Source organism: Streptomyces sp. NPDC032198, from assembly GCF_040636975.1.
Classification (GTDB): Bacteria; Actinomycetota; Actinomycetes; order Streptomycetales; family Streptomycetaceae; genus Streptomyces.
In genome coordinates this window covers 399453-416329 of record NZ_JBEZVL010000009.1, presented here as the reverse complement: position 1 = coordinate 416329, position 16877 = coordinate 399453, and the positions used below count along the sequence as shown (strand labels likewise).

Below are 16877 nucleotides of genomic sequence, written 5' to 3'. Positions count from 1 at the left end.
TCCGGCCCTTCGTGTTGTCCGGGGCCGGGGCCTCTCTTCGTGGTCTCACGGGGTCCGGTTGCCGACCTCCACCGCCGTGCAGCGCCAGCGCTGGTCCTCGCCCAGGTGCAGGCGGAACGCCAGGGCCCTGAGGGCCGGGCCCGCGCCGATCCTCGCGAAGACCTCGTAGACGCCGGGGCGTGGTTCGTAGTGGCCGATCCGGTGGATCGTGGGGCGCCGGCCGTTCACGTTCAGGGGGGTCTGCTCGGCGAGGCGGGTCAGGTCGTCGAAGGCGGTGTGGGCGATGTGGCGTGCCGCCCAGTGGACCGGCTTCTGGCCGCTGAGCACCAGGAGCAGGCGCTCCGTGAAGAGCTCCGTGGGGTGCGGAGGGGGCTGGGGCGGGGTCCTGACGGGGCGCGCGGGGGTGCGTGGTGCCGTGCGTGCCGCCGAGGGGGTGCGTGCCGCCGAGGGGCGGCGGGGGTCCGTGCGGGCCGGTGGGCGGGTGGTCACCGGGCGGGTGCGGGGCCTGGTCATTACCTTGGTCATCACCTTGTGCATGCCGTGTCGCCTCCGGCTTCGGTGTCCCGGCCGTGGTGGTACCGGGGAGTAACTTCCGTCGGAGATCTTGTACGGGGCGCGGGGTGGGGGTCGCAAGGGGCCGCGGGTGCCGGGGGTGGGGGCCGGAGGAGTCACCTATCCGGGTGGTCGGGGGTGCGGGATTCCTTGGGGGCGTTGGGGTGGGCCGGGTGAAGGGTGGGTGCCGGGGGTGACGTGGGGGGTGGGTGTGGGGCGCAGCTCGAAGGGGGACGTCCGCACGTATTCTGGGGGCCTGTTCCGTCCCCTGCGGGTCCTTCGATGTTCCCTTCGATGTGCCCTGCCGATCTGTGATTCCGATCTGTCGTTCCGACTGTGATTCCGACTGTGAAAGCGGGCCGTCATGCGCGTCTACGTTCCCCTGACCCTGAGCCGTCTCGCGGAGGCGTACAAGGCGGGCGAGCTGGCGCCGGGTCCGCTGACGGCCTATGCGGTGACGCCCGCTCTGCGTGAGTGGTACGCCACGGATGACACCGAGGAGCTGGAGTACGCGGCTCTGAGCCGCGCGGCTCTTGCCTCGCTGCGGCTGCTCGCGGGGGACTCGGGGGCGGTTCGGCGGCGGGTCGTGCTGGCTGCGGATGTGCCGGACGGGGGGCTGGAGGGGGGCGAGGCTTCGGCTTCGGACGGGGCTGCGGCTTCGGGTGGGCTGGGTGAGGTGCGGGTTGCCGGGGTGCTGGGGTTGAAGAAGGTCGCGGCCGTGCATGTGGATGCGGAGGACGCGGCGGGGGATGTCGCTGCGGGGGTGGAGGCGATGGGGGCCGCGGATCAGGGGGACGAGGAGGCGCGGCTCGCTGTAGAGGGGGTCGAGGAGCACGAGCTGCTGTGGTTCGCCACGCAGGAGATTCCTGGCTTGATCGGCTGAGGGGTCCCTGCGGGGCTGGGGCGGTTCTGCGGGGTGCGGGTGCGGGTGCGGCTTCGGGCGGTGCGGGGCTGTCCGGGTGTGGGTGCGGTGCCGTGCCGGTGCCGCGAACCGGGCGGACATACCAGCACGTCCCCTTGCGTGCGTCGCAGGCTGCGGGTGTTTGCCGGTGCGGGGCTGTCCGTGTGTGGGTGCGGTGCCGCGCCGGTATGTCCGTCCTCGCTATCGTCCGGTGGACGTGGGGTTGCTTCGGTTCCGGAGTGTCGGGAGCCGTGCTCCGGGCGGACATACCGCCACGTCCCCTCGCCTCTCGATGCCGACTGCGGGTGCTTGCGGGCTACGGGCTCTACCGGTTGTGGGTTCGGGGCCGTGCCGGTATGTCCGTCCTCGCTATCGTCCGGTGGCCGCCCGGTTTCTTCGGTTCCGGAGTGCTGCGAGCCGTGCTCCGGGCGGACATACCGGCACGGCCCCTCGCGTGCGTAGGGCGGCTGTTGCTCGGTTGTTCGTGCAGGGGTGCTGCGGGGCAATCGGGTGGGTGGGCGGGTGGGCGGGAAAGGCTTGTTCGGGCGGAGGGGGCTCTCCGGGGAAGGTGGGCGGGCAGGGGGTGCGGGCCGTGGGGGACCTGCTTGTCGGGGGCGGGGGTTTTGGAGTGGGGGGTAGGAGGGGGCGGGTACCGTTTCGGTATGGGGACCTTGCAGCGCGGGGCGCATATCGTGTGGGACTGGAACGGCACGCTTCTGCATGACATTCATGCGGTCATCGAGTCGACGAACGCCTCGTTCGCGGAGATCGGGCTGGACCCGATCACGCTGGAGCGGTATCGCGATCTGTACTGCGTGCCCGTCCCGCTCTTCTATGAGCGGTTGATGGGGCGGCTGCCCACGGACGCCGAGTGGCAGGTCATGGACGCCGTGTTCCACAAGCACTACTGGGCGCGTGCCGAGGCCTGCGGGCTCGCCGAAGGCGCCGCCGAGCTGCTCGCGGAGCGGCGCGCGGCCGGGCGTACGCAGTCGCTGCTCTCGCTCGCGCCGCACGAGCACCTGGTGCCGATCGTGCGGCGGCACGGGATCGAGGAGCACTTCGTGCGTATCGACGGGCGCATGGACACCTCGCACGCGGGCAAGGCCGAGCGGATGGTGCGGCACCTGGCCGCTCTGGAGGGCGTCGCCGCGGCCGAGCGCATCGTCGTCATCGGGGACGCCGTCGATGACGCCGTCGCCGCGGCGCACGTGGGGGCGCAGGCCGTGCTCTACACCGGCGGGTCCCACAGCAGGGCCAGCCTGGAGGCGGTGGGGGTGGAGGTTCCTGTGGTCGACAGTCTCGCCGAGGCCGTGGACGTGGCCGAGCGGTTGGCTGCCGCATAGGGGCCTCTACGCCACCGGGGCCTTCGCTCGTAGCACCGTCAGGAACTCCCTCATCCAGCCCGAGTGGTCCGGCCAGGCCCGGGCCGAGACCAGGGTGCCGTCGACCACCACCTCCGCGTCCTGGAACGTCGCGCCCGCCGTCTGCATGTCCAGCTCCAGGGCCGGGTACGCCGTGACCCTGCGTCCGCTGAGGCCGCCGATCGCCGCGGTCAGGAGCGGGCCGTGGCAGATCTGGGCGACCGGCTTGTCCGAGTCGAAGAAGGACTTGAGGATCTTGCGGAGCTCCGGGTCGTTGCGCAGATACTCCGGGGCCCGGCCGCCCGGGATCACCAGAGCGGCGTACTGGCCGGGATCGACTTCGGAGAAGGCGAGGTCCGCGGGCCACGTGTAGCCCGGCTTCTCCGTGAACGTGTCGAAGCCCGGCTCGAAGTCGTGCACCACGAACTGCAGCTTCTTGCGGGCGGGGGCGGCGATGTGGACGTCGTACCCCTCCTCGCGCAGCCGCTGGTAGGGGTAGAGGACTTCGAGTGACTCCGCCGCGTCGCCGGTCACTATCAGGATTTTCGCTGCCATCGGTGCTCGCTCCCCACTCGTGGACCGGGTCCGTCCGCCGTGCGCTGTCCGTCCGTCCCGCTCAACGTGCATCCGCCCGTCCGGTTTGCCAAGAGGGCCCACCGGTCCGCCGAGGGGGTCCGTCGCCGACAGATGGCGCGAAAGTCTCTGTGCAGAGTGTCAAAGTTCCACCCCTGCTTTTGTACACATACGGCTCATGACGGCTCCCGGGTGGAGGGCGATAGCCTTGACCCGTGATCAGCGCGATATCCCGCGGGGGCGTGTACGCCCCCGCCCTGCGCCCGGGGAACACGGAGGACATCCGTGCCCGGGACGTCGCTGACGCTTCTTGGCGGTGCGACCGGCCAACTCATCCCGGCCATCGGTCAGCGAAACCGCTGAAAATGGCGGATAACCGCCCGCCCATCTCTCACCGCGGCATAACGTCGACTTCGACCGGAGACCCCGCGTCGTGGCGTTACGTCGAATCACTTCCTTCTACGTCACGCAACGGCGCGCGACAGGAGTCAGAGGACAATGCAGACCAAGCTGGACGAAGCCAAAGCCGAGCTGCTCACCAGGGCGGCCCGGGTAGCTGAGAACAGCCCGGTCGGTGGCCGCCTACCGCATGGGGCACCGACCGGGTCGAAGGGCGACGGGGCCACTCCTGACGAGGACATGGCCCTTGCGTTCCTCCAGCGCTACTACCTGCACACCGCCCCGGAGGACCTCGCCGACCGTGACCCGGTCGACGTCTTCGGAGCAGCCTTCTCCCACTACCGGCTGGCCGAGAACCGCCCACAGGGCACGGCCAACGTCCGTGTGCACACCCCGACCGTCGAGGAGAACGGCTGGACGTGCAGCCACACCGTCGTCGAGGTGGTCACGGACGACATGCCCTTCCTGGTCGACTCGGTCACCAATGAGCTCTCGCGGCAGGGCCGCGGCATCCATGTCGTCATCCACCCCCAGGTCGTCGTACGACGGGACCTGACCGGCAAGCTCCTCGAGGTCCTCACCGACCCCGGCACGGAGCGCCCGCACGACGCGGTCACCGAGTCCTGGATCCACGTCGAGACCGACCGCGAGACCGACCGCGCGGACCTGAAGCAGATCAGCGCCGATCTGATCAGGGTCCTCTCCGACGTACGCGAGACCGTCGAGGACTGGGAGAAGATGCGCGACGCCGCGCTGCGCATCGCCGATGAGCTCCCCACCGAGCCGACCGCGGACGACCTGCGCGACCAGGAGGTCGACGAGGCCCGCGAGCTCCTTCGCTGGCTCGCCGACAACCACTTCACCTTCCTCGGCTTCCGTGAGTACGTCCTGACGGACGACGACTCGCTCTCCGCGGTGCCCGGCACCGGTCTCGGCATCCTGCGCGCCGACCCGCAGCACGACGGGGAGGAGGACCATCCGGTCAGCCCCTCCTTCAGCCGGCTGCCCGCGGACGCGCGCGCGAAGGCCCGTGAGCACAAGCTCCTGGTGCTCACCAAGGCCAACAGCCGTGCCACCGTGCACCGGCCCAGCTATCTCGACTACGTGGGCGTGAAGAAGTTCGACGCCCACGGCAACGTCATCGGGGAGCGCCGCTTCCTCGGCCTCTTCTCGTCCGCCGCGTACACCGAGTCCGTGCGCCGGGTGCCGGTCATCCGCCGCAAGGTCCAGGAAGTCCTCAAGGGCGCGGGCTTCTCGCCCAACAGCCACGACGGCCGCGACCTGCTGCAGATCCTGGAGACGTACCCGCGCGACGAGCTCTTCCAGACCCCGCCCGACGAGCTGCGGTCCATCGTCACGTCCGTCCTCTACCTCCAGGAGCGCCGCAGGCTGCGGCTGTACCTGCGCAAGGACGAGTACGGCCGCTACTACTCGGCCCTGGTCTACCTGCCGCGTGACCGCTACACCACCGGCGTGCGGCTGCGGATCATCGACATCCTCAAGGAGGAGCTCGGCGGCGACAGCGTCGACTTCACCGCCTGGAACACCGAGTCGATCCTCTCCCGGCTGCACTTCGTGGTCCGTGTCGCGCCGGGCGGCGGGCTTCCGCAGCTCACCGACGCCGACACCGACCGCATCGAGGCACGGCTCGTGGAGGCCGCCCGCTCCTGGGCCGACGGCTTCGCCGAGGCGCTGACCGCCGAGTGCGGCGAGGAGCGCGCCGCCGAACTGCTGCGCCGCTACTCGGGCGCCTTCCCCGAGGGCTACAAGGCGGACCACACGCCGCGTGCCGCCGTCGCCGACCTCCAGCACCTGGAGCAGCTCAAGCACGGCCGCGAGGACTTCGCGCTCAGCCTGTACGAGCCGGTGGGCGCCGCCCCCGGCGAGCGCCGCTTCAAGATCTACCGCTCGGGCGGCCAGGTCTCGCTCTCCGCGGTCCTGCCGGTCCTCCAGCGCCTGGGCGTCGAGGTCACCGACGAGCGCCCCTACGAGCTGCGCTGCACGGACCGTACGAACGCCTGGATCTACGACTTCGGGCTGCGCATGCCCAAGCCGCAGAACGGCAACGGCGACTACTTGGGCGACGACGGCCGCGAGCGCTTCCAGGAGGCCTTCGCCGCCGCCTGGACGGGCGAGGCCGAGGTCGACGGCTTCAACTCGCTGGTCCTGCGGGCCGGGCTCAACTGGCGTCAGGCGATGGTGCTCCGCGCCTACGCCAAGTACCTGCGCCAGGCGGGCTCCACCTTCAGCCAGGACTACATGGAGGACACCCTCCGCAACAACGTCCACACCACCCGGCTTCTCGTCTCGCTCTTCGAGGCGCGGATGTCCCCGGACCGCCAGCGGGCCGGAACCGAGCTGACCGACGGGCTCCTCGAAGAGCTCGACGGGGCGCTCGACCAGGTCGCGTCCCTGGACGAGGACCGGATCCTGCGGTCCTTCCTCACCGTCATCAAGGCGACGCTGCGCACGAACTTCTTCCAGGAGGCGGAGGGCGGCAAGCCGCACACCTACATCTCCATGAAGTTCGACCCGCAGGCCATCCCCGACCTCCCCGCGCCGCGTCCGGCGTACGAGATCTGGGTGTACTCGCCGCGCGTCGAGGGCGTCCACCTGCGCTTCGGCAAGGTCGCCCGCGGCGGTCTGCGCTGGTCCGACCGGCGTGAGGACTTCCGCACCGAGATCCTCGGTCTGGTCAAGGCGCAGATGGTGAAGAACACCGTCATCGTGCCCGTCGGCGCCAAGGGCGGCTTCGTCGCCAAGCAGCTGCCCGACCCGTCCGTCGACCGCGACGCGTGGCTGGCCGAGGGCGTGGCCTGCTACAAGACGTTCATCTCGGCGCTGCTCGACATCACCGACAATCTCGTCGCCGGTGAGGTCGTGCCGCCCGCGGACGTCGTGCGCCACGACGAGGACGACACGTACCTCGTGGTCGCCGCCGACAAGGGCACCGCGACGTTCTCGGACATCGCGAACGAGGTCGCCGAGTCGTACAACTTCTGGCTCGGTGACGCCTTCGCGTCCGGCGGCTCCGCCGGGTACGACCACAAGGGCATGGGCATCACCGCCCGCGGCGCCTGGGAGTCCGTCAAGCGGCACTTCCGGGAGCTGGGCACCGACACCCAGTCCGAGGACTTCACGGTCGTCGGCGTCGGCGACATGTCCGGTGACGTGTTCGGCAACGGCATGCTGCTCTCCGAGCACATCCGCCTGGTGGCCGCGTTCGACCACCGGCACATCTTCATCGACCCGCGGCCGGACGCCGCGACCTCGTACGCGGAGCGCCGTCGTCTCTTCGAGCTGCCGCGCAGCTCCTGGGCCGACTACAACAAGGAGCTGCTCTCCGCGGGCGGCGGGATCTTCCCCCGCAGCGCCAAGGCGATCCAGCTGAACGCCCACATCCGCGAGGCACTCGGCATCGAGACGGGCGTCGCGAAGATGACCCCGGCCGACCTGATGAAGGCGATCCTGCAGGCCCCGGTGGACCTGCTGTGGAACGGCGGCATCGGTACGTACGTGAAGTCGTCGGCCGAGTCGAACAGCGACGTCGGCGACAAGGCGAACGACGCGATCCGCGTCAACGGCGCCGACCTGCGCGTCAAGGTCGTCGGCGAGGGCGGCAACCTCGGTCTGACGCAGCTCGGCCGCATCGAGTTCGCGCGGTCCGGTGGGCACATCAACACCGACGCCATCGACAACAGCGCGGGCGTGGACACCTCCGACCACGAGGTGAACATCAAGATCCTGCTCAACGCGGTCGTCGCGAACGGCGACATGACCGTCAAGCAGCGCAACAAGTTCCTCGCCGCGATGACGGACGAGGTCGGGACCCTGGTCCTGCGCAACAACTACGCGCAGAACACCGCCCTGTCGAACGCGGTCTTCCAGTCCCCGTCCCTGCTCCACGCCCACCAGCGCTTCATGCGCCGCCTGGGCCGTGACGGTCACCTGGACCGTGGTCTGGAGTTCCTGCCGACCGACCGGCAGATCCGTGAGCTCCTGAGCTCGGGCCGCGGGCTCAGCCAGCCCGAGCTCGCCGTGCTCCTCGCGTACACGAAGATCACGGCGGCCGACGAGCTGATCCAGACGACGCTCCCGGACGACGACTACCTGCGCGGGCTGCTGCACGCGTACTTCCCCGAGGCCCTGCGGGAGAAGTTCCCCGAGCAGGTCGACGGGCACGCGCTGCGCCGCGAGATCGTCACCACGGTGCTCGTCAACGACACGGTGAACACGGGTGGTTCGACGTTCCTGCACCGCCTCCGCGAGGAGACGGGAGCCTCGCTCGAGGAGATCGTGCGGGCGCAGCTCGCGGCCCGCGAGATCTTCGGTCTGAGCAAGGTCTGGGACGCGGTCGAGGCGCTCGACAACGTGGTGGCCGCCGACGTCCAGACGCGCATCCGGCTGCACTCGCGCCGCCTCGTCGAGCGCGGCACGCGCTGGCTGCTCAACAACCGGCCGCAGCCGCTCCAGCTCGCCGAGACCATCGACTTCTTCCGTGAGGGAGTGGCCGAGGTCTGGACCGAGCTGCCGAAGCTGCTGCGCGGCTCCGACCAGGAGTGGTACCAGAGCATCCGCGACGAGCTGACGGGCGTCGGCGTCCCCGACGAACTCGCCCAGCGCGTGGCCGGGTTCTCCTCGGCCTTCCCCTCGCTCGACATCGTGGCGATCGCCGACCGCACGGACAAGGACCCGATGGCGGTCGCCGAGGTCTACTACGACCTCGCGGACCGGCTGCGGATCACCCAGCTCATGGACCGCATCATCGAGCTGCCGCGGGCCGACCGCTGGCAGTCGATGGCCCGTGCGTCGATCCGCGAGGACCTGTACGCGGCGCACGCCGCCCTGACGGCCGACGTGCTGGCCGCCGGGAACGGCGAGGACACTCCCGAGCAGCGCTTCAAGGCATGGGAGGAGAAGAACGCGGCGATCCTGAGCCGGTCGCGGACGACGCTGGACGAGATCCAGAGCTCGGACGCGTTCGACCTGGCGAACCTGTCGGTCGCCATGCGGACCATGAGGACGCTGCTGCGGACCCACTCGTAGTCCTCGCGTAATCCGTCGTACGCCGATGGGGGCGTCCCGGGCCTGATGGCCCGGGACGCCCCTTTCGCGTATCGGGACTAGGCCGATCACACCCCCCTGAAGAGCGCCAATCGGGCATTAGAGATAATTAGTAGGATGAGCTGGCATCTGACTGGAGGGACGCATGGGAGCGATAGGTGAGCGGGGGACGCCACAAGAGCGACCCGATGTGTCCGTGGTGGTGATCGTCTACAACGACGCAGAGCGGCTGCCGACCGCCGTTCAGTCGGTGCTCGACCAGACCCTGCGCGGCGTCGAGGTCGTCATCGTCGACGACTGCAGCACGGACGACTCGTACGGGACGGCGCAGCGCCTGGCCGCCGAGCACCCCGAGCGGGTGCGGGCCTACCAGCTGCCGGAGAACAGCGGCGCCGGCGGCGAACCCCGCAACGTGGGCATCGGCCACACCGTCGGCACCCATGTGATGTTCCTCGACAGCGACGACGTCCTGGAGCGCAACGCCTGCCGCAACCTCCTCGAAGCCGCCGAGCGCGACGGCTCCGACATCGTCTCCGGCCTCTGCGTCCGTCTTTCCATGGACACCCGCAACAAGAAGCGCGACCAGTGGTACCCCTGGCTCTACGCCACGACCCGCACCCTGGAGTCCGTCACCGAGCTGCCCGACCTGTTCGTCTGGGACACCCTCTCCACGAACAAGCTCTACCGCCGCGACTTCCTCGTCGAGAACGCCCTCCGCTTCCCCAAGGGCATGTTCTACGAGGACCTCATGTTCATCGCCGAGGCCTACCTCGCCGCCGGGCGCATCACCCTCATCCCCAACCAGGTCTACTACTGGCACGTCCACGAGCGCGCCGCCGACGCCGCGAAGTCCGTGACCAACCGGCGCCACGAGATGACCAACTTCGAGCACCGCATGGAGATCCACCGCCGGATCGACGTGCTGCTCGCGGAGCGCGGCCTCGACGAGCTGCGGCTCGCCAAGGACATCAAGTTCCTCAAGCACGACCTGGTGCTCCACCTGCGCGACCTGCCGTTCCGCGACGCCGCCTACCGGCAGGAGTTCGCCGGGCTCGCGCGCGGCTACCTCGGCGGGCTGCACCGCGCCGCCTACGACGAGGTGCAGCCCATTCAGGCCATCTGCGCCTACCTCCTGGAGCGGGGCGACTGGGAGAACCTGCTTCCCGCCGTCGACACCCTCACCAACCGCGACAAGATCTCCTCGCCGCTCGCCGAGCGGAACGGGCGCGTGTACTGGTGCGCCGAACACCTCGACGACCCGTTCGGCCGCCGGATCCTGGACGTGACCGAGCTCGGCTATCACAGCAAGCGCTTCGACCAGATGTTCCTGCGCAACGTCCTCACGCGGTACGAGGAGTCGGCGGGGACCGTCCGCATGGCGGGCCGCATCACCAACCCGCTCGGCATCGTCGGCCCGGGCGCCGTGCTCACCGCGGAGCTCGAGTTCAGCGCGCGCCGCCGCAGCCTGCAGACCTTCCGCTTCCCGGTCTCCGCCGTGCGGTACGAGGGCGACGTCATCGTCTGGGAGGCGACCGTCGACCTCGCGCGGCGCCTGCGCCCGCTCGGTGTCGTCGACGCCGTGTGGGACGTGCGCCTGCATCTCACCGCCGACGGCGTGCGCACCAGGACGCGGCTCACCGCGTGCGACCCGGGGCTCGCCGAGGGCAAGCTTCCGGTGCGGCCGCGGCTGACCCGCCTGGTCGCCGACCACATGGAGCCCGAGGTCTCGCAGCGCGGGCACCTGGCGTTCCGGCTCGTCACGCGGGAGACGGCGAGCGGCCGGATCCAGGACCTCGTGGCGCGCGGGACGCAGGGCGTGCCGGGGCGGCTTGCCAAGTCCGGCTTCCGCAGGGCCAAGAAGCTGCGCAAGGACGTCACCTCCGGGCAGAGCAGACTGCGCGTGTACGACGAGGTGTTCAGCCGCCTGCCCGTGAAGAAGGGCACGGTCGTCTTCGAGAGCCATCTCGGCAAGCAGTACAGCGACAGCCCCCGGGCGATCTACGAGGAGATGCGGCGCCAGGGTCTCGACTTCGACGCCGTGTGGTCCTACACGGGCAGTCCGGAGGGCTTCCCGAGGGACGCGACGCTGGTGCGGCGCTGGTCGCTGCCCTACCTCCGGGCCCTCGCGCAGGCCGAGTTCTGGGTCGACAACCAGAGCTACCCGCTCAAGCTCACCAAGCGGCCCGAGACGACGTACATCCAGACCTGGCACGGGTCGGCGCTCAAGCGCATGGGCTTCGACGAACCCGCGTGGAAGCTGCGCAGCAAGCCGCGGCAGGACGAGCAGCAGCGGGTCCTCGACCGCTTCGACCGCTTCCTGATCCGCTCCGAGCACGACGTGCGGACGCTGGCGAAGGCCCTGCGCCTCAAGGAGAAGGTGCTGCTCCGGGTCGGCTATCCGCGCAACGACGCGCTGGTGCGGGCCAAGCGGGCCGAGGACGCGAGCGGGGTGCGCGCACGCGGGCCGCTGGCGGCGGAGCTCGGCATCCCCGAGGACAAGCGGGTACTGCTGTACGCGCCGACGTTCCGCAGGCACGGCGGCCGGCACGGACGCTTTGAACTGCCCTTCGACGTCGAGCGGTTCGCGGAGGAGTTCGGCGACCGGTACGTGCTGCTCGTGCGCTCGCACTACCTGAACCACGTGGTGCTCCCGCCGTCCGTGCGGGGCCGCGTCATCGACGTCTCCGCGCACCACGACGTCACGCCGCTCTACGAGCTCGCCGACGCGATGATCACCGACTACTCGTCCGTGATGTTCGACTACGCGCTCCTCGACCGGCCGATGCTGTTCTTCACGTACGACTACGAGGAGTACGTGCACGAAGGGCGAGGCACCTACTTCGACCTGCGGGAACGGGCCCCCGGCCCGGTGGTCGAGACCGAGGACGGGCTGTTCGCCGCCCTGAAGGCGCTGGACGAGCAGGCCCTGGAGTACGCGGCGGCGCGGGCACGGTTCGTGGCCGAGTTCGGTGAGTACGACCGGGGCGATGCCGCCAGAAGCGTCGTCGAGCAGTTCTTCTCGCACTGGAGCGCCAAGTGAGTCAGACAGCGGATCCGACGCGGGACATCTTCTTCGTCTCCAACAGCGTCAACGAGCTGGGCGGGATCACCAGTTGGTCCCACCAGATGGCCCGTCTCTTCGGCGAGCGCGGCCATCGCGTGCACGTCATCGGCATCACGGAACCCGGCGTCCCGCAGGACGTCGGCACCGACCTGCCGTACCCCACCACGACGCTGTACGACGAGCACCCGCCGCGCGTCGGACCGGCGCGCGGCATCAAGGGGCGGCTCAACGTGGCCGAGCACCGGCTGCGCACGCGGCGCGAGCAGGGCATGCACGAGCAGGCCGCCAGACTGACCGCGCTGTTCGCGCAGGCCGGGCCCGGCGCCGTCGTCATCGTCACGCAGGTGTGGGCGATGGAATGGGTCGAACTCGCCGACACCAGCGGCCTGTTGGTCATCGGCATGAGCCACGAGTCGTTCGCCTACTCGCGGGCTTGCTCGCGCTTCGGGCGGGTGCGAAAGCACTACAAGGACATCGACCGGATGCTCGCGCTGACCCGCGAGGACGCCGACCTGTGGATCAGGCAGGGCATGGACAACGCGTCCTTCATGCCGAACCCGCTGCCGTTCATGCCCGAAGTGCCCTCGCGGCGCACGGAGAAGGTCGTCACGAGCATCGGCCGCCTGCACGACCAGAAGGGCATCGACATGCTCCTCGACACCTGGGCGGAGGTCGCGCCGCTGCACCCGGACTGGACGCTGCGGATCTACGGCTCCGGCGAGGACGAGGAGATGCTCAAGAAACAGTGCACGTCTCTCGGCCTCGACGGCTCCGTGGAGTGGATGGGGCGGACGAGCGATGTGCCGGGGGCGCTGCGGGGCGGCTCGGTGTTCGTGCAGTCGTCGCGGGGCGAGGGTTTCCCGCTCGCCCTGATGGAGGCGATGGCCACCGCGGTGCCGTGCGCCGCCTTCGACTGCGCGCCGGGCGTGCACGAGATCGTCCAGGACGGTGTGGACGGGCTGCTCGCGCGGCTCGGCAACACGGCCGAACTGGCCCGCAGGCTGGACACGTTGATGTCCGACAAGGAGCTGCGGGACCGGATGGGCGAGCTGGCCAGGGTGAACATCCAGCGCTACACGACGGATGAAGTCGTACGACGCTGGGAGGAGTTGTTCCTCTTCCTGGAGAGGTGAGCGCTACTTCTTGGCGCCCGTGAAGCGTTCGTACTCCTTCAGGACCTCGTCCGTCGGTCCGTCCAGGCGCAGCTCGCCGTGTTCGAGCCAGAGCACGCGCTCGCAGGTGTCGCGGATCGACTTGTTGTTGTGGCTGACCAGGAAGACCGTGCCCGCGCGCTTGCGCAGCTCGCGGATGCGGGCCTCCGAGCGCTTCTGGAAGGAGCGGTCGCCGGTCGCCAGGGCCTCGTCGATGAGCAGGACGTCGTGGTCCTTGGCGGAGCCGATGGAGAAGCGGAGACGTGCTGCCATGCCGGAGGAGTACGTACGCATCGGGAGCGTGATGAAGTCGCCCTTCTCGTTGATGCCGGAGAAGTCGACGATGTCCTGGTAGCGCTCCTGGACCTGCTCGCGGGTCATGCCCATCGCCAGGCCGCCGAGCCGGACGTTGCGCTCGCCGGTGAGGTCGTTCATCAGGGCCGCGTTCACGCCGAGGAGGGAGGGCTGGCCGTCGGTGAAGATGCGGCCGTGCTCGACGGGCAGGAGCCCCGCGACCGCCTTCAGGAGGGTCGACTTGCCCGAGCCGTTCGTGCCGATCAGGCCGATGGCCTCGCCCTTGTGGGCGGTGAAGGAGACCTTCCGGACGGCGTGCACCTTGCGTACGCCGGGGGACTCGCCCCGCTTCAGGATGCGGCCCAGGGCGGCGGTCGCGCTGCCGCGGCCCGCGGTGGCGCCGGCGCCGTGGACGCGGTAGACGATGTCGACCTGGTCGACGATGACGGTGGGGGCGTTGTCGTTCCTGGTGTCAGCCACGGCCGTACGTCTCCTCTGCCTTCCAGAAGTAGATGAATCCGCCGATCCCGGCGAGCAGCGCCCAGCCCAGGGCCCATGCCCAGACGTGGTGCGGGAGCTGGTCGGCCCGGAACGTGTCGATGAGCGCGAAGCGCATCAGGTCGATGTAGATCGCCGCCGGGTTGCACTCCAGGAGGAGCTTCAGGACGTGCGGCAGGTGCCGGTCCTTGAGGACCGCGTCGATGCTCCACATCACCCCGGACGCGTACATCCACGTACGCAGCACGAACGGCATCAGCTGGGCGATGTCCGGCGTTCTGCTGCCCAGGCGGGCCATCACCAGGGCCAGGCCCGTGTTGAACGTGAACTGCAGGAGCAGGACCGGGATCACCAGGAGCCAGGACAGGGTCGGCGGGACGCCGAAGCAGAGCAGGATCACGACCAGCGCGCCCATGGAGAACAGGAGCTGCTGGAGCTGCTGGAGGCTGAACGAGATCGGCAGCGCGGCCCGCGGGAAGTGCAGGGCGCGCACCAGGCCGAGGTTGCCCGCGATGGCGCGGGTGCCCGCCATCACCGAGCTCTGCGTGAACGTGAAGATGAAGACGCCGGTGACCAAAAACGGGACGTAGTCGGGGACGGCGTGCTTGGTGTTCATCAGCACGCCGAAGATGAAGTAGTAGACCGCCGCGTTCAGGAGCGGCGTCATCACCTGCCAGACCTGGCCGAGCTTCGCCTGGCTGTACTGGGCCGTGAGCTTGGCGGTCGCGAAGGCGGTGATGAAGTGCCTGCGCTGCCACAGCTGCCGGACGTACCCGGAGAGGGTGGGACGCGCGCCGCTGACGGTCAGGCCGTGCCGGGCGGCGAGCTCGGCGGCGTCGACGGCCGGGGCGGGCGTCGCGACCGTGGGGCTGGATGAAGCGTCGAGGACCTGACTCACGTCCGCTGCTTTCACTCGGGAGCCATGGAGCATGCTTGCGCACATACGTCGGGACGGGACCGTATCGTCGCAACGTCGAGAGTAGGACCATGCGACGTCGGAACGCAACCGTATCGTCGTCACGTTCTATGCTGTCCGTATGACGACGAGCAGGCCAGGAGATGAACAGCCGCGCCGCAGGGTGCCCGCGGGGGCCGCGGTGCTCCGCGAGGACGTGACCGAGGCCATCAGGGCCGCCGTCTTCGAGGAGCTGGCCGCGGTCGGGTACGCGCGCATGTCCATCGAGGGCATCGCGCGCCGCGCGGGCGTCGGCAAGACCGCCGTCTACCGGCGCTGGCGCTCCAAGCTGCACCTCGTGCTCGACCTGGTGTCGGCGATAGCGGTGCAGGGCCTCCCGATGCCGGACAGCGGCTCCCTGGAGGGCGATCTGCGGCTCCTGTACGAGGTGACGTCGCGCGCCCTGCGGCATCCCGTGGCCTCGCAGGTGATCCCGGATCTGCAGGCGGAGGCGGCCCGCAACCCGGAGATCGCGGAGGCCATGCAGAAGGCCCTGCGGGAGGGGCAGCACGGGGTGGCGAACGGCATCGTGCGGGCCGCGGTGGCGCGGGGGGAGGTGCGGGAGGGGGTCGACGAGGACCTCGCCCTCGACCTGGTGTCGGGGCCGCTCTACTGGCGGTCCGTGGTGGTGCGGGCGAAGCTGCCCAAGGGCTATCTGGGCAGCCTCGCCACGGCTACGGCGGCGGCGCTGCGGGCGTTGTGAGGGCGGCTGCGGGGCTGCGGGGCTGCGGGGACCTGGGGATGCGGGGGGCCTGCCGCCGAGCGACCGTGGGCATCGGCGGGTGCCGGCTGGGCCGGCGTACCTGAACAGGTCGGCCCGGCCGGGTTGTCGGTGACTCGGCCGGACCTGGCGGGTCAGGACCGCTTCTCGCGCTTGACGAACAGCGTCACGCCACAGGCGAGGGCGATGACACCGGTGCCCACGCTGACGAGGGCCTGCCGTGTGTCGTCGTCGATGACGAAGCTGGACGAGACGTTGACGAGGAGAGCGGCGGCGAGCCCGAGCCAGAGAAAGATCTTCATAGGGCAAGTGTGCGGGACCGGTTCCTGCTGCCTACTTCCGGCCCGCCTCCGGATGCGTCCGCACCCACCCCGCCCACGCCGACGCCACCATCTCGCGCACGTCCCGCTTGGCCGACCAGCCGAGCTCCGTGGCGATGCGGTCCGCCGATGCCACCACCCGGGCCGGGTCGCCGGGGCGGCGGGGTGCCACGACGGGCGGGAGGTCGAACCCCGTGACCTCGTTGATCAGGCTGGCCATCTCCAGGACCGAGACGCCCTCGCCGCGGCCGATGTTGAGGGTCAGATCGGTGCCGCCGGGCGCGGCGGCCAGCCTGCGGGCCGTCGCCACATGGGCCTCCGCGATGTCCGCCACGTGGATGTAGTCGCGTACGCACGTGCCGTCCGGCGTCGGGTAGTCCGCGCCGAAGACGCGCGGCGCCTCGCCGGCCGTGAGCTTCTCGAAGACCATCGGGACCAGGTTGAAGACGCCCGTGTCGGCCAGCGCGGGGCTCGCCGCGCCCGCCACGTTGAAGTACCGCAGCGACGCCGTCGACAGGCCGTGCGCGCGGCCCGTCGCGCGGACCAGCCACTCGCCCGCCAGCTTCGTCTCGCCGTACGGGCTCATCGGGAGGCAGGGGGTCTCCTCCGTCACCAGGTCCACGTCGGGCATGCCGTACACGGCCGCCGACGAGGAGAAGACGAAGGACTCGACACCGGCTTCCGTCACCGCCGCCAGCAGGACCCGCAGCCCCTCCACGTTCTCGTGGTAGTAGTGCAGCGGCAGCTCCACCGACTCGCCCACCTGCTTCTTGCCCGCCAGGTGCACGACACCGGTGACGGCGTGTTCCCTCAGCGTGCGGGACAGCAGCTCCGCGTCCAGCGTCGACCCGGTCACCAGCGGTACGCCCTGAGGGACGCGCTCGGCGAGGCCCGTGGACAGGTCGTCGTAGACCACCGTCCGCTCGCCCGCCTCCGTCATGGCGCGGACCACGTGTGCCCCGATGTAGCCGGCGCCGCCGGTGATCAGCCAGGTCATCGTCAGTGTGCCTTCCCTGTTCTTGCG

At 70.0% G+C, this 16877-nt stretch carries 12 protein-coding genes; 6 read left to right on the top strand and 6 right to left on the bottom strand.

The genetic code is table 11. The features are described from left to right. Positions 1–45: 45 nt before the first annotated feature. Positions 46–513, bottom strand: a complete 468-nt coding sequence (locus AB0E78_RS25690; protein WP_361836724.1) for an Rv3235 family protein — start codon at positions 511–513, stop codon at positions 46–48. A gap of 403 nt (positions 514–916) precedes the next feature. Here AB0E78_RS25690 and AB0E78_RS25685 point away from each other — a divergent pair, with 403 nt between their 5' ends. After that, the gene (locus AB0E78_RS25685) at positions 917–1435 is read left to right on the top strand and encodes a hypothetical protein (protein ID WP_361836722.1); all 519 of its coding nucleotides are present in this window, start codon (positions 917–919) and stop codon (positions 1433–1435) included. A gap of 680 nt (positions 1436–2115) precedes the next feature. Then, positions 2116–2796: an HAD family hydrolase gene (locus AB0E78_RS25680; protein ID WP_361836719.1), complete on the top strand. Its 681-nt coding sequence runs from the start codon at positions 2116–2118 to the stop codon at positions 2794–2796. A gap of 6 nt (positions 2797–2802) precedes the next feature. On the opposite strand, the gene AB0E78_RS25675 is transcribed toward AB0E78_RS25680, so the two are convergent. After that, entirely contained in the window at positions 2803–3369 is a 567-nt protein-coding gene (locus AB0E78_RS25675; protein ID WP_361836717.1) for a DJ-1/PfpI family protein, read from the bottom strand. A 516-nt stretch (positions 3370–3885) separates the two neighbouring features. Between AB0E78_RS25675 and AB0E78_RS25670 the strand changes: the two genes are divergently transcribed. From AB0E78_RS25670 to AB0E78_RS25660, 3 genes are all read left to right on the top strand, one after another. After that, positions 3886–8832 (top strand): NAD-glutamate dehydrogenase, encoded by a 4947-nt coding sequence (locus AB0E78_RS25670; protein WP_361836714.1) that lies wholly within the window; start codon positions 3886–3888, stop codon positions 8830–8832. Between the two features lie 163 nt (positions 8833–8995). Then, on the top strand, positions 8996–11890 hold the full coding sequence (locus AB0E78_RS25665) for a bifunctional glycosyltransferase family 2 protein/CDP-glycerol:glycerophosphate glycerophosphotransferase (RefSeq protein ID WP_361836711.1): 2895 nt from the start codon (positions 8996–8998) through the stop codon (positions 11888–11890). Beyond that, on the top strand, positions 11887–13047 hold the full coding sequence (locus AB0E78_RS25660) for a glycosyltransferase (RefSeq protein ID WP_361836708.1): 1161 nt from the start codon (positions 11887–11889) through the stop codon (positions 13045–13047). The genes AB0E78_RS25665 and AB0E78_RS25660 overlap by 4 nt, the downstream gene beginning before the upstream one ends. A 3-nt stretch (positions 13048–13050) precedes the next feature. On the opposite strand, the gene AB0E78_RS25655 is transcribed toward AB0E78_RS25660, so the two are convergent. Together AB0E78_RS25655 and AB0E78_RS25650 are read right to left on the bottom strand one after the other, a co-directional pair. Then, positions 13051–13839, bottom strand: a complete 789-nt coding sequence (locus AB0E78_RS25655; protein WP_361836705.1) for an ABC transporter ATP-binding protein — start codon at positions 13837–13839, stop codon at positions 13051–13053. Next, complete coding sequence (locus AB0E78_RS25650; RefSeq protein ID WP_361836702.1) at positions 13832–14788, bottom strand: ABC transporter permease; 957 nt, start codon at positions 14786–14788, stop codon at positions 13832–13834. Before AB0E78_RS25650 ends, AB0E78_RS25655 begins: the two co-directional genes overlap by 8 nt. A gap of 106 nt (positions 14789–14894) precedes the next feature. On the opposite strand from AB0E78_RS25650, the gene AB0E78_RS25645 reads away from it, so the two are divergent. Next, a complete protein-coding gene (locus AB0E78_RS25645; protein ID WP_361836699.1) occupies positions 14895–15515 on the top strand; it encodes a TetR/AcrR family transcriptional regulator in 621 nt (206 codons plus the stop codon). A 152-nt stretch (positions 15516–15667) separates the two neighbouring features. Here the strand turns inward: AB0E78_RS25645 and AB0E78_RS25640 are convergent, their stop codons facing one another. Both AB0E78_RS25640 and galE read right to left on the bottom strand, forming a co-directional pair. Continuing rightward, positions 15668–15835 (bottom strand): hypothetical protein, encoded by a 168-nt coding sequence (locus tag AB0E78_RS25640; protein ID WP_361836697.1) that lies wholly within the window; start codon positions 15833–15835, stop codon positions 15668–15670. A 31-nt stretch (positions 15836–15866) separates the two neighbouring features. Further along, entirely contained in the window at positions 15867–16850 is a 984-nt protein-coding gene (gene galE, locus AB0E78_RS25635) for a UDP-glucose 4-epimerase GalE (protein WP_361836694.1), read from the bottom strand. Positions 16851–16877 lie beyond the last annotated feature (27 nt).

Coding starts and splice junctions, on each gene's coding strand:
- AB0E78_RS25690 (WP_361836724.1), bottom strand. CDS start 513: ATGACCAGGCCCCGCACCCGCCCGGTGACCACCCGCCCACCGGCCCGC.
- AB0E78_RS25685 (WP_361836722.1), top strand. CDS start 917: ATGCGCGTCTACGTTCCCCTGACCCTGAGCCGTCTCGCGGAGGCGTAC.
- AB0E78_RS25680 (WP_361836719.1), top strand. CDS start 2,116: ATGGGGACCTTGCAGCGCGGGGCGCATATCGTGTGGGACTGGAACGGC.
- AB0E78_RS25675 (WP_361836717.1), bottom strand. CDS start 3,369: ATGGCAGCGAAAATCCTGATAGTGACCGGCGACGCGGCGGAGTCACTC.
- AB0E78_RS25670 (WP_361836714.1), top strand. CDS start 3,886: ATGCAGACCAAGCTGGACGAAGCCAAAGCCGAGCTGCTCACCAGGGCG.
- AB0E78_RS25665 (WP_361836711.1), top strand. CDS start 8,996: ATGGGAGCGATAGGTGAGCGGGGGACGCCACAAGAGCGACCCGATGTG.
- AB0E78_RS25650 (WP_361836702.1), bottom strand. CDS start 14,788: ATGCTCCATGGCTCCCGAGTGAAAGCAGCGGACGTGAGTCAGGTCCTC.
- AB0E78_RS25645 (WP_361836699.1), top strand. CDS start 14,895: ATGACGACGAGCAGGCCAGGAGATGAACAGCCGCGCCGCAGGGTGCCC.
- AB0E78_RS25640 (WP_361836697.1), bottom strand. CDS start 15,835: ATGAAGATCTTTCTCTGGCTCGGGCTCGCCGCCGCTCTCCTCGTCAAC.
- galE (WP_361836694.1), bottom strand. CDS start 16,850: ATGACCTGGCTGATCACCGGCGGCGCCGGCTACATCGGGGCACACGTG.